Source organism: Streptomyces palmae, assembly GCF_004684805.1.
Classification (GTDB): Bacteria; Actinomycetota; Actinomycetes; order Streptomycetales; family Streptomycetaceae; genus Streptomyces; species Streptomyces palmae.
Genome location: NZ_SRID01000240.1, coordinates 1 through 10,668 on the forward strand (window position 1 = coordinate 1; position 10,668 = coordinate 10,668).

Here is a 10,668-nt window from a genome sequence, read left to right on the forward strand (position 1 = left end):
CCCAGGGCCTCCCCCCAACTCTTTGCGCAACGCAGCGTTCCGTGCCCTGCCGTGCCCGTACCGCCAGCGTGTTCCCCGCAGCGCCCCGCACCGCCGCAACCGCCCCGGAGGAGAAGAACATGAGCCGCAGCGACGTCCTGGTAGACGCCGACTGGGTCCAGGCCCGGATCGACGACCCGAAGACCGTCATCGTCGAGGTCGACGAGGACACCTCGGCCTACGAGAAGAACCACATCAAGAACGCCGTCCGGATCGACTGGCGCGAGGACCTCCAGGACCCGGTGCGACGGGACTTCGTGGACCAGGCGGGGTTCGAGAAGCTGCTGTCCGCCAAGGGCATCGGCAACGACGACACCGTCGTCCTCTACGGCGGCAACAACAACTGGTTCGCCGCCTACGCCTACTGGTACTTCAAGCTCTACGGCCACCAGGACGTCAAGCTCCTCGACGGCGGGCGCAAGAAGTGGGAGCTGGACTCCCGCGACCTGGTCGCCGAGGTGCCCACCCGTCCGGCCACCGAGTACCGGGCCCAGCCCCAGAACACCGCGATCCGCGCCTTCCGCGACGAGGTGATCGACGCGATCGGCACGCTGAACCTGGTCGACGTGCGCTCCCCCGACGAGTTCTCCGGCAAGCTGCTCGCCCCCGCCCACCTGCCGCAGGAGCAGTCGCAGCGCCCGGGCCACGTGCCCAGCGCCCGCAACATCCCGTGGTCCAAGGCGGCCAACGACGACGGCACCTTCAAGTCCGAGGAAGAGCTCAAGGCGCTCTACCAGGACGCCGGCGTGGACCTGGCCAAGGACACCATCGCCTACTGCCGCATCGGGGAGCGCTCGGCCCACACCTGGTTCGTGCTGCACGAGCTGCTCGGCCAGGCCAACGTCAAGAACTACGACGGCTCCTGGACCGAGTACGGCTCCCTGGTCGGCGTGCCGATCGAGCTCGGAGCCAACTGACCGCCGCGCCGCGCGCCGAGGCGGGACCACCGCAGACCACCGACGATCACGACCCGAAGGACAGGCACATATGTGTGGAGCAAAGGCCGGCGGCCCCGACGCCTCGACCATCAAGCCCGGTGAGACCACCATCCAGGGCTCGGTGACCCGCGACGGCGAGCCCGTCACCGGTTACGTCCGGCTGCTGGACAGCACCGGCGAGTTCACCGCCGAGGTGCCCACCTCGGCCACCGGGCAGTTCCGCTTCTACGCGGCCGAGGGCACCTGGACGGTGCGCGCCCTGGTGCCGGGCGCGACCGCCGACCGCACCGTGGTCGCCCAGCAGGGCGGACTGGCAGAGGTCGCCATCGCCGTCTGAGCCGCCGCCGTCCGAGCCGTCGGCGCCCGAACCGCGGGCGACTGGGCCAGGGCCGTGCCCCGGGGTTGGACCCCCTCCAGGTGAGGGGCCCACGGGCACGGCCCTCACCCGTCCCACCGGCCGCCGGCCCTTCGGCACGGCGGCACACGGCGGTGCCCGGGACGCGGCCCCGACCGGCGTCGGGCGCGATCGGCCGGGCACGGACGGGCGCTCGACCGGAGGGGCACGAGACGGGTGTAGGCCGGGGCCCCGGTCGTATTCTTGAGGTATGTACGCCCGGCGGCGCCGTACCTACTTCCTCCTGATGGGCGTGTGTCTGACGCTGTTCATCACCAGCTGGGCGGTCGTGCGCCTCTGGTCGATCCCGGCGGCCGTCGCGATGTCCGCGGTCGCCATGGTCATCCCGCCCTTCGCCGCGATCGTCGCCAACCGCCGGGGCCCCGAGGACCGCTGGTGGGACGAGACCGGGGACCGGCAGTCCGACGAATGGTGGCGGGAGATCGACCGCCGGGAGTCGCGCTGATCCCAGCGGTCGGCCGTCCCCGGGAAGCGCCCGGTCAGTAGACCAGCGCCTGCACCCCGTCCGGCATGATCTCGCTGACGAAGACCTGCGCTCCGGCGATCCGCACGCCCTCGATGAGATCCTGCTGCTCGATCCCGCGCCGCGCCGCACACTGCGTGCACACCGTGATCGAGCCGCCCACCAGGATGCCGTCGATCAGATCCGGCAACGGCGCCGCGTGCGGCAGCTCGAACTCCGCAGCCCGCCCGGGCAGCGCGAACCAGGACGACTCGCCGGTCAGCCAGAGCGAGACCTCCACGCCGCTCGCCACCGCCACCGCCGCCACCGTGAACGCCTGCGAACACCGCTCCGGCGCGTCCGCGCCCGCGGTCACCTTGATCACCAGCTTCTTGGCCATGCACGCACTGTAATCCGCCACCGCCGGGTACGGACCCGCCGCACATGCCGCCCACCTCACAGCACCGCCGGACGAGCCGCCGACTAGACTCGGGTACGGTCCGTAACACCTCACTCCGTCCGAGGAGCGCGCTCGTGCTTGAGGCTTTCTTCACCGCCCTGCTGGTCCTGGTTGCCGTCGCCGTCATCGGTTTCGCCGGGCTGACCTGGAAGAAGCTGTACCAGGGCCAGCGCTGACCCCCCTCCCGCCCCTCTCCAGAGATCGCCTGAATCCATGATCGAGATCCCGTCCGACCTCCACCCGGACCTGGTCCCCCTCGCCTTCCTCCTCGGCAACTGGGCAGGTGCCGGCGTCGCCGACTTCCCCGGCTCCGAGAAGTGCAACTTCGGGCAGGAGGTCACCTTCAGCCACGACGGCCGGGACTTCCTCGAGTACGTGTCGCACAGCTGGGTGCTGGACGACGAGGGCAAGAAGCTCCGCCCGCTCGAGACCGAGTCCGGCTACTGGCGCATCGACAAGGACCGCAAGGTCGAGATCGTGATGATCCGCGACCAGGGCGTGGTCGAGGTCTGGTACGGCGAGCTCGCGGACAAGAAGCCGCAGATCGACCTGGTCACGGACGCGGTGGCACGGACGGCCGCCTCCGGCCCGTACTCCGGCGGCAAGCGGCTGTACGGCTACGTCAAGGGCGACCTGATGTGGGTCGGCGAGAAGGCCACCCCCGAGGTGCCGCTGCGCCCCTACATGTCGGCGCACCTGAAGAAGGCCGTCACGCCGGAGGAGGTCGCGGCCTGGGCCAAGGACCTGGGCGACCTCCCGGACGACGGCATCGCGTTCTTCCGCTGAGCCGGACCCCCGCCTGAGGGATCGAGTGGGACCCGGGCCGGGTTTCCGGTCCCGGGCGTACGGCCGGATCCCGCCGTACGGGATCCGGCGAACCGCCGTGGCCGGTCGGCACGCCCCAGGCCACCCGCCCCTTCCCGGGCGGGCTGTGCGGGGGCCGCGGCGCCCTACACTGGGCGGGTGGCTACCACCGACTGGAAGACGGACCTTCGGGAGCGCGGCTACCGGCTGACCCCGCAGCGTCAGCTCGTGCTGGAGGCAGTGGACCACCTGGAGCACGCCACCCCGGACGACATCCTCACCGAGGTGCGCCGTACCGCCAGCGGGGTCAACATCTCCACCGTCTACCGCACGCTGGAGCTGCTGGAGGAACTGGGCCTGGTCAGCCACACCCACCTCGGGCACGGCGCGCCCACCTACCATCTGGCCGACCGGCACCACCACATCCACCTGGTCTGCCGGGACTGCACCGAGGTCATCGAGGCGGACCAGTCGGTGGCCGACGCGTTCACCGCCCGGCTGCGCGAGGACTTCGGCTTCGACACCGACCTCAAGCACTTCGCGATCTTCGGCCGGTGCGCCGACTGCCGGACCGGTCGGCCCGCCGAAGACGCCCCCGAGAGCGCCGCCGGCGCGTCGTAGGCTGGCTCCATGAAGAGCCCTTTGCTGTCGCTGCCCGGCGCCGTCCCCGCCGAGGGCCCCGACGAAGGCGTCGCCGCCCACTACGGCGACCTGTTCCGCGAGCAGCGCTCGCTCGCCGACGGCACCGGTTTCGTGGACCTCTCGCACCGCGGTGTGATCACGGTCAGCGGCCCGGACCGGCTGAGCTGGCTGCACCTGCTCCTCACCCAGCACGTCAGCGAACTGCCCCCCGGGCAGGCCACCGAGGCCCTGATCCTCTCCGCGCACGGCCATGTGGAGCACGCGCTCTACCTGGTGGACGACGGCGAGACCACCTGGGCCCATGTGGAGCCCGGCACCCAGGAAGCGCTGCTGGCCTACCTGGAGAGCATGAAGTTCTTCTACCGGGTGGAGACGGCCGACGTCACCGAGGCGTACGCCGTCGTCCACCTGCCCGCGGGCAGCATCGCCCCCACCCCGGAGGGCACCGTGGTGCGCGAGACCGCGTACGGCCGCGACCTGTTCTGGCCCCGCGCCGAGCTGGAGTCCTTCGCCGCCCAGCACGCGCCGGCGATCGGCGTGCTGGCGTACGAGGCGCTGCGGGTGGAGGGGCACCGGCCCCGGCTGGGCCTGGAGACCGACCACCGCACCATCCCCCATGAGCTGGGCTGGATCGGCACCGCGGTCCACCTCCACAAGGGCTGCTACCGCGGACAGGAGACCGTCGCCCGGGTGCAGAACCTGGGCAAGCCGCCGCGCCGACTGGTCTTCCTCCACCTGGACGGCAGCGAGGTGCAGCTGCCCGGGCACGGTGCGCCGGTGCGGTTGGCCGCCGACGGGGAGGACGGCCGGCAGCTGGGCTTCGTCACCAGCTCGGCGCGCCACCACGAACTGGGGCCGATCGCGCTCGCCCTGGTCAAGCGGAACGTCCCGGTGGACGCGACACTGCTGGCCGGCGGCACCGCGGCGGCCCAGGAAGTGGTGGTCGAACCCTGACGCGGCGGCCCGGGCCGCGGGTGGGGCAAGTCCTGACCGGCGGCCCGGCCGCCAGGGAAGTCGGGCGACCGTCCTCAGACCTCGACGATGATCGTGAACGGACCGTTGTTGGTGAGCGAGACCTTCATGTCCGCCCCGAAGCGCCCCGTCTCCACCTGGGCGCCCAGCGCCCGCAACCGCGCCACCACCTCGTCCACCAGCGGCTCGGCGACCTCACCGGGGGCCGCCGCGTTCCAGGTGGGGCGGCGGCCCTTGCGGGCGTCCCCGTAGAGCGTGAACTGGCTGATCACCAGCAGCGGCGCGTCCAGGTCCGAGCAGGACTTCTCTTCCGCCCGTCGCCCGCCACCACCCTCAACCGAAGGCCCTTCGGGCCCTGCCTCGCCATCGAAGATCCGCACCGACCACAGCTTGCGGGCCAGCTGGGCCGCCTTCTCCGGGGTGTCGTCATGGGTCACCCCGACCAGGACGCACAGTCCCTGCCCGACGATCTCGCCGACCACCTCCCCGTCCACCACGACGGATGCCCCGTTGACTCTCTGTACCACAGCACGCATGCGCTCCATGATGCCGTGCGTCCATCCGGGGGCGATCGGGCGCACAGCCGCCCCGGCCCGGCGGCCGCAATGGCACGATGCGTGCACCTAGTGCGTTATGTGGACAACGCGGCCGGAAGCCGCGTACCGAGGGGACGGACACGCATGAGCACACCCGGCACCGGGCACGCGCCCGGGCCCGTACCGGTCCGCACCGAAGAGCGCGGTCACGGACACGACCTCCGCGAACACTCCCGCCCCGCCGGCCCCGGCCGGCCAGGCGCCTCCCGGACCGAGGCACCGGAGCCGCCGCCACCGCTGTTGTGGGACGGCCTGAGCCTGGCCGAACTTCGCGAACTGCGCCGCGCCTCCCAGCAGGAGGAGGCGGACCTGAGCTATGTACGGCGGCTGCTCCAGGGCCGGATCGACATCCTGCGGGCGGAGTTGCACCGGCGGGCCGCTCCGGACGCGCCGATCGTGGACCGGCTGGCGCAGATCCTCGCCGACGGGCCCTCGCGGCACCGCAGCTCGGCCCGGCATGTGACGCTCGGCACCCCGCACAGCGCGGAGTACCGGCGGCTGGCCGAGACCATGCTGGCCGAGGTGGAGCTGTCCGACCTGCGGGCCCGCACGGAGGACGAGCTGCACGGCGCCATGGGCCGGCTGAACCGCTATGAGCAGCAGGTCTCCGAGCGGCGGCACCGGCTGCAGCTGACCGCCGACGAGTGCAGTGCGGAAATCGCGCGCAGGTACCGTGAAGGGGAAGCACAAGTAGACGACCTCCTCGCATAGGCCCGCCCACGGGGCCGGGCGCGGGCGGTCGGCGCACCATCCCCGGAAGGCCGTCCATGACCTCCTCCTCCACCGCCATACGCCCGGTACTCGCCGAGGTCGTGCGCTCCGGCTTCGTCGAAGGGCAGCACCGGGGTTCCCTGGTGGTCCTGGCCGCGGACGGCAGCGTCGAGCGGGTACTGGGCGACGCGGACGCCCCGGTCTTCCCCCGCTCCAGCAACAAGCCCATGCAGGCCGCGGCGATCCTGCGGGCAGGACTCGACCTCACCGGCGAGCGGCTGGCGCTGGCCGCCGCCAGCCACTCCGGGGAACCGTTTCACCTCGATCTCGTCCGGACCATGCTGAGCGAGGCCCGGCTCACCCCCGACGCCCTGCGCACCCCGCTCGACCTGCCGCTCGACCCGGTGGAGGCGGAGACCTACCTGGCCGCCGGCCTCGTCCGGGACCGGCTCACCATGAACTGCTCGGGCAAGCACGCCGCCATGCTCGCCGCCTGCGCCCTCAACGGCTGGCCGCTGGAGAGCTACCTCGACCAGGACCACCCGCTCCAGCAGCTGGTCCTGGAGGCGATCGAGGAGGCGAGCGGCGAGCGCGTCCGGCACATCGGCACCGACGGCTGCGGCGCCCCGCTGATGGCGCTCTCGCTCACCGGCCTGGCCCGCGCGTTCCGCCACTTCGTCATGGCCGAGCCGGGCACCCCGGAGCGCCGGGTGGCGGACGCGATGCGCGCGCACCCCGAGTACGTGGCGGGCACCCGCCGCCCCGACACCTGGCTGATGCGCGAGGTCCCCGGCACCCTCGCCAAGATGGGCGCGGAGGCGGTGCAGGCGGTGGCGCTGCCGGACGGCCGGGCGCTGGCCTTCAAGATCGACGACGGGGCCACCCGGGCCCTGGGGCCGGTGCTGGCCCGCGCCCTGGAGCAGCTCGGCGTCTCCTCCCCGGTGCTGTCCCGCATCGGCGAGGCCCCGCTGCTCGGCGGCGGCGAGAAGGTCGGCGAGATACGCGCGGCCTTCTGACCCAGGCCCGGGGCGGCCCTGAGGTCGCGAGGCCCTCGCTCACGGCGCGGGCCCTCCCGGCGTCCTCAGGGCCATGGCCCCCGAGAGCGCGGGTCCTCCCGAGGGCTCGGGCCGGTCTCCAACGGGGCGTACGGCGCGGGGTTTTCCCCGCACACTCGGCGCCGTACGCCCACCGGCACCCAGGCGTGGCCACCCCGCGGAAAATGCGGTGCGGGGAGGTCGGGCGGGCCCTAGCGTGACGGCATGGGACTCGATATCCGCGCCATCGACGACTCCGACCTGTACGACTGGACCCTGGCCCTGCGCACCGGCTTCCTGCGCGAACCCGCGGTGCAGGACGAGGAGATCGAGTTCCGCAGAGCGAAGATCGACCTCTCGCGCACCCAGGGCGCCTTCGACTCCGGGACCGGCCGCTGCGTGGCCACCTACCGCAGCTTCACCCAGGAGATCACCGCGGTCGGCGGCGCGGCGGTGACCGCCAACGCCATCGCCAACGTCACCACCTCGCCCACCCACCGCCGGCGCGGGCTGCTCACCCGGATGATCGGCAACGATCTGCGGGCCGCCAAGGAGCGCGGGGACCTGCTCGCCACGCTGATCGCCGCCGAGTACCCGATCTACGGCCGCTTCGGCTTCGGCCCCGCCACCTGGGTCTCCGACTGGACGGTGGAGGTGTCGCGCACCGGCCTCGACCCGCGCTACTCGGGCCCGGCCGACGGGGGCAGCACCGAGCTGGTGGACTGCCCGACGGTGGCCGCCCTGGGGCCCGAGCTGTACGAGCGGGTGCGCGCCGTCCAGCACGGCGCCATCGACCGCGACAAGTTCTGGTGGCAGCAGCTCACCAGCCGCACCCCCGGCTACCCGTGGACCGAGCCCTTCTGCGTGGTCCACCGCTCGCCCGAGGGCTCGGTGGACGGGCTGCTGGTCTACACGGTGCAGTACGCCTGGGAGGCGGGCCAGCCGCAGAACACCGCGACCGTGCAGGACCTGATCACGGCCACCCCCGCCGCGGAGCGGGCGCTGTGGCACTATCTGCTCTCCGTCGACTGGATCGCCCGGGTGGAGACCGGCCATCGCGCGCCGGACGCCACCCTCCCCGAGCTGCTGCCGGACGCCCGCGCGGCCAGGATCGCCGCGTACACCGACTTCCTGTGGCTGCGCCCCCTGGACGTACCCCGGCTGCTGGAGGCCCGCAGCTATCCGATCGAGGGCTCGCTGGTGCTCGGGGTGCACGACCCGGCGGGGCTCACCGAGGGGCGCTACCTGCTGGAGACGGGTCCGGACGGGGCCAGTTGCGTGCCCACCACGGAGTCCCCCGACCTCTATCTGGACGCCGGCGAGCTGGGATCGCTCTGGCTGGGCGACGCCTCCGCGGTCCGGCTGACCGCGCTGGGCAGGATCGCCGAGGAGCGGTCCGGCGCCGCCGCGCGCGCCGACCTGCTGCTGCGCACTCCGCGCCGCCCCTGGTGCCCGGACACCTTCTGACCACTCGCCGGCCTCGGCGCGGTACGCCCTCCGGGGGCCGGGCAGCCGCCCAGCGGCACGGCCCCCTACGTCCTGAGCAGTCGGCGGGGCCCCGCGCCCTCCTCGGCGAGCTTGTCGTAGGGGTTGGTCAGCACGCACTTGCTGATGGACAGGCAGCCGCAGCCGATGCAGTCGCTCAGGTGGTCGCGCAGGTTCTCCAGTTGCTCGATGCGCTCGTCGAGGTCCCTGCGCCAGCACTCCGAGATCCGCGCCCAGTCCTCCTTGGTGAGCACATGGTCCTCGGGGAAGAGCGCCAGCACGTCCCGGATCTGGGCGAGCGGCATCCCCACCCGCTGCGAGGCCCGTACGAAGGCGACGCGGCGCAGGGTGTCCCGGGTGTACCGGCGCTGGTTCCCGGTGGTCCGGCGGCTGTGGATGAGTCCCTGCCGTTCGTAGAAGCGGAGCGCGGAGGCGGGTACGCCGCTGCGCTCGGAGAGTTCGCCGACCGTGAGTTCTCGGGTCTTCCAGGAAAGTGGGGCCATGATCGCGACTCTAGCTTGACTTCAACCTTTGTTTAAGTCTGATCCTTGCGGACATGAACAACACCACGGATTCCTCGTCCTCCCCCCTCCGCCTCGCCGTCATCGTCGGCAGCACCCGTGAGGGCCGCTTCGGCCCCGTCGTCGCCAACTGGTTCACCGAACGGGCGCGGGTCCACGGCGACATGGACGTGGACGTCATCGATCTGGCCGAGACCGAGCTGCCCGCCCGGCTCAGCCACACACCGGACCCGGAGGCGGCCGCCGCGCTGGGCGCCCTGAGCCCGCGCCTGGCCGCGGCCGACGCCTTCGTGGTCATCACCCCCGAGTACAACCACAGCTACCCCGCCTCCCTGAAGACCGCCATCGACTGGTTCCGTGACGAATGGCAGGCCAAGCCGGTCGGCTTCGTCTCCTACGGCGGCCTCTCGGGCGGCCTGCGCGCCGTGGAGCATCTGCGCCCGGTCTTCGCCGAGTTGCACACGGTCACGGTGCGGGAGACGGTCAGCTTCCACACCGCCTGGAACCGGTTCGACGAGAACGGCCACCCGCTGGACGAGGCCGGGGCCAACGGCGCGGCCAAGACCATGCTCGACCAGATCGCCTGGTGGGCGCAGGCACTGCGCACCGCGCGCGCGGTGCGCCCCTACGGCTCCTGACCGGCCGGGCCCGGTGGCGGCGCGGCGCGAGCCCGTGCCGGGACCGGCCGGCAGGGCCTCGTACACCGGCCGGGCCCGGCCGGTGGGACCTCGGCCCGGCGGGCCGGCCTCGCCCGTGCCCGGGAGCCGCGGGCCGCACGGATCGCCTGGCGCCCTTGGACCGGTCAGCGGCCCATCGGGACCGCCCGCAGCTCGTGGTCGGACGGCGGCGGCAGCGGGCGGCGGGCCACCTCGGCCGCCTCGTCGGCCGGCATCCCGAGCATCCGCAGCATCAGTTCGGCCATCTGCTCGCATACGTCGTCGTCCAGCGCCGGGCTGGACATCTTCAGCTCCACCAGCCCCAGCAGGGAGCCGCTGATACCGGCCACCGCCACCCGGGGATCGCCCACCCGGAAGCGCCCGGCGGCCAGACCGCGCTCGATGACCCGCAGTCCGCGCGGGACCAGCACATCGCTGATGTGGAGGCAGTTCAGCCCGGAACCCAGCAGGATGCGGGCCATCTGGGGATGGGTGTCCACCAGGCGCCCGGTCAGCCGCACCCCGGCGGCGAACGCCTCGGCGGGATCGGTCAGCCGGGAGGTGCGCTCCTCCAGCAGCGCCCGGTACTCCTCGATGGTCTCCGCGACCGCCGCCTCGAACAGCTCGGTCTTGCTGGCGAAGTGGTTGTAGAAGGAGCCGAAGCCCACGTCCGCCTGGTTGGTGATCTGCTGGATGCTGACGTCCACGGATCCCTGCTCGGAGAGGATCGCGCGGGCGGCGGCGATCAGCGCGCCCCGGGTACGGGCCCTTCTGCGGTCCGTACGCGTCCCACCGGCCGCGCGCTCCCTGGCCTTGTCCGATGAATTCCCCTGATCCCGCACCGCGTTACCCCCCGTCATCCCGTCCCGCGCTCCACTTTCAGCCTACTGTCACCTGCCCGGGGCAACTGTGACAACCTCGGCGGATCCAGCCATTCCGGCACTCCCATCCCC

The 10,668-nt window shown here is 72.5% G+C and carries 14 protein-coding genes; 10 read left to right on the forward strand and 4 right to left on the reverse strand.

Annotated features, from left to right (window positions below):
* The first annotated feature begins 119 nt into the window (after positions 1 to 119).
* From E4099_RS21945 to E4099_RS21955, 3 genes are all read left to right on the forward strand, one after another.
* Positions 120 to 956, forward strand: coding sequence for a sulfurtransferase (locus E4099_RS21945; RefSeq protein WP_135340824.1), 837 nt, complete (start codon positions 120 to 122; stop codon positions 954 to 956).
* Positions 957 to 1,026: 70 nt separating this feature from the next.
* Positions 1,027 to 1,314, forward strand: coding sequence for a DUF1416 domain-containing protein (locus E4099_RS21950; RefSeq protein WP_135340825.1), 288 nt, complete (start codon positions 1,027 to 1,029; stop codon positions 1,312 to 1,314).
* Between the two features lie 268 nt (positions 1,315 to 1,582).
* Positions 1,583 to 1,837: a DUF3099 domain-containing protein gene (locus E4099_RS21955; RefSeq protein WP_135340826.1), complete on the forward strand. Its 255-nt coding sequence runs from the start codon at positions 1,583 to 1,585 to the stop codon at positions 1,835 to 1,837.
* A 34-nt stretch (positions 1,838 to 1,871) separates the two neighbouring features.
* Here the strand turns inward: E4099_RS21955 and E4099_RS21960 are convergent, their stop codons facing one another.
* On the reverse strand, positions 1,872 to 2,234 hold the full coding sequence (locus E4099_RS21960; RefSeq protein ID WP_135340827.1) for a DsrE family protein: 363 nt from the start codon (positions 2,232 to 2,234) through the stop codon (positions 1,872 to 1,874).
* A gap of 273 nt (positions 2,235 to 2,507) precedes the next feature.
* On the opposite strand from E4099_RS21960, the gene E4099_RS21970 reads away from it, so the two are divergent.
* The 3 genes from E4099_RS21970 (at position 2,508) to ygfZ (ending at position 4,694) form a co-directional block, all read left to right on the forward strand.
* Positions 2,508 to 3,080 (forward strand): heme-binding beta-barrel domain-containing protein, encoded by a 573-nt coding sequence (locus E4099_RS21970; RefSeq protein ID WP_135340829.1) that lies wholly within the window; start codon positions 2,508 to 2,510, stop codon positions 3,078 to 3,080.
* Between the two features lie 177 nt (positions 3,081 to 3,257).
* Complete coding sequence (locus E4099_RS21975) at positions 3,258 to 3,719, forward strand: Fur family transcriptional regulator (protein ID WP_135340830.1); 462 nt, start codon at positions 3,258 to 3,260, stop codon at positions 3,717 to 3,719.
* A gap of 9 nt (positions 3,720 to 3,728) precedes the next feature.
* Positions 3,729 to 4,694 (forward strand): CAF17-like 4Fe-4S cluster assembly/insertion protein YgfZ, encoded by a 966-nt coding sequence (ygfZ, locus tag E4099_RS21980; RefSeq protein ID WP_135340831.1) that lies wholly within the window; start codon positions 3,729 to 3,731, stop codon positions 4,692 to 4,694.
* 74 nt (positions 4,695 to 4,768) lie between these two features.
* Here the strand turns inward: ygfZ and dtd are convergent, their stop codons facing one another.
* The gene (gene dtd, locus E4099_RS21985; RefSeq protein ID WP_135340832.1) at positions 4,769 to 5,248 is read right to left on the reverse strand and encodes a D-aminoacyl-tRNA deacylase; all 480 of its coding nucleotides are present in this window, start codon (positions 5,246 to 5,248) and stop codon (positions 4,769 to 4,771) included.
* Positions 5,249 to 5,392: 144 nt separating this feature from the next.
* Between dtd and E4099_RS21990 the strand changes: the two genes are divergently transcribed.
* The 3 genes from E4099_RS21990 to E4099_RS22000 all read left to right on the forward strand — a co-directional run bounded on the left by E4099_RS21990 (position 5,393) and on the right by E4099_RS22000 (position 8,520).
* Positions 5,393 to 6,019 (forward strand): RsiG family protein, encoded by a 627-nt coding sequence (locus E4099_RS21990; RefSeq protein WP_135340833.1) that lies wholly within the window; start codon positions 5,393 to 5,395, stop codon positions 6,017 to 6,019.
* A gap of 56 nt (positions 6,020 to 6,075) precedes the next feature.
* Positions 6,076 to 7,035 (forward strand): asparaginase, encoded by a 960-nt coding sequence (locus E4099_RS21995; protein ID WP_135340834.1) that lies wholly within the window; start codon positions 6,076 to 6,078, stop codon positions 7,033 to 7,035.
* A gap of 243 nt (positions 7,036 to 7,278) precedes the next feature.
* Positions 7,279 to 8,520, forward strand: a complete 1,242-nt coding sequence (locus E4099_RS22000) for a GNAT family N-acetyltransferase (RefSeq protein ID WP_135340835.1) — start codon at positions 7,279 to 7,281, stop codon at positions 8,518 to 8,520.
* 65 nt (positions 8,521 to 8,585) lie between these two features.
* Here E4099_RS22000 and soxR read toward each other — a convergent pair whose 3' ends face one another.
* The gene (gene soxR, locus E4099_RS22005; RefSeq protein WP_135340836.1) at positions 8,586 to 9,041 is read right to left on the reverse strand and encodes a redox-sensitive transcriptional activator SoxR; all 456 of its coding nucleotides are present in this window, start codon (positions 9,039 to 9,041) and stop codon (positions 8,586 to 8,588) included.
* Between the two features lie 53 nt (positions 9,042 to 9,094).
* Here soxR and E4099_RS22010 point away from each other — a divergent pair, with 53 nt between their 5' ends.
* On the forward strand, positions 9,095 to 9,697 hold the full coding sequence (locus tag E4099_RS22010) for an NADPH-dependent FMN reductase (protein WP_135340837.1): 603 nt from the start codon (positions 9,095 to 9,097) through the stop codon (positions 9,695 to 9,697).
* A 164-nt stretch (positions 9,698 to 9,861) separates the two neighbouring features.
* Here E4099_RS22010 and E4099_RS22015 read toward each other — a convergent pair whose 3' ends face one another.
* Positions 9,862 to 10,575: a TetR/AcrR family transcriptional regulator gene (locus E4099_RS22015; RefSeq protein WP_135340838.1), complete on the reverse strand. Its 714-nt coding sequence runs from the start codon at positions 10,573 to 10,575 to the stop codon at positions 9,862 to 9,864.
* Positions 10,576 to 10,668 lie beyond the last annotated feature (93 nt).

Excerpts from the sequence above, each read along its gene's own strand:
- E4099_RS21945 (WP_135340824.1), top strand. The coding sequence starts at position 120 with ATGAGCCGCAGCGACGTCCTGGTAGACGCCGACTGGGTCCAGGCCCGG.
- E4099_RS21950 (WP_135340825.1), top strand. The coding sequence starts at position 1,027 with ATGTGTGGAGCAAAGGCCGGCGGCCCCGACGCCTCGACCATCAAGCCC.
- E4099_RS21955 (WP_135340826.1), top strand. The coding sequence starts at position 1,583 with ATGTACGCCCGGCGGCGCCGTACCTACTTCCTCCTGATGGGCGTGTGT.
- E4099_RS21960 (WP_135340827.1), bottom strand. The coding sequence starts at position 2,234 with ATGGCCAAGAAGCTGGTGATCAAGGTGACCGCGGGCGCGGACGCGCCG.
- E4099_RS21970 (WP_135340829.1), top strand. The coding sequence starts at position 2,508 with ATGATCGAGATCCCGTCCGACCTCCACCCGGACCTGGTCCCCCTCGCC.
- ygfZ (WP_135340831.1), top strand. The coding sequence starts at position 3,729 with ATGAAGAGCCCTTTGCTGTCGCTGCCCGGCGCCGTCCCCGCCGAGGGC.
- dtd (WP_135340832.1), bottom strand. The coding sequence starts at position 5,248 with ATGCGTGCTGTGGTACAGAGAGTCAACGGGGCATCCGTCGTGGTGGAC.
- E4099_RS21990 (WP_135340833.1), top strand. The coding sequence starts at position 5,393 with ATGAGCACACCCGGCACCGGGCACGCGCCCGGGCCCGTACCGGTCCGC.
- E4099_RS21995 (WP_135340834.1), top strand. The coding sequence starts at position 6,076 with ATGACCTCCTCCTCCACCGCCATACGCCCGGTACTCGCCGAGGTCGTG.
- E4099_RS22000 (WP_135340835.1), top strand. The coding sequence starts at position 7,279 with ATGGGACTCGATATCCGCGCCATCGACGACTCCGACCTGTACGACTGG.
- soxR (WP_135340836.1), bottom strand. The coding sequence starts at position 9,041 with ATGGCCCCACTTTCCTGGAAGACCCGAGAACTCACGGTCGGCGAACTC.
- E4099_RS22010 (WP_135340837.1), top strand. The coding sequence starts at position 9,095 with ATGAACAACACCACGGATTCCTCGTCCTCCCCCCTCCGCCTCGCCGTC.
- E4099_RS22015 (WP_135340838.1), bottom strand. The coding sequence starts at position 10,575 with ATGACGGGGGGTAACGCGGTGCGGGATCAGGGGAATTCATCGGACAAG.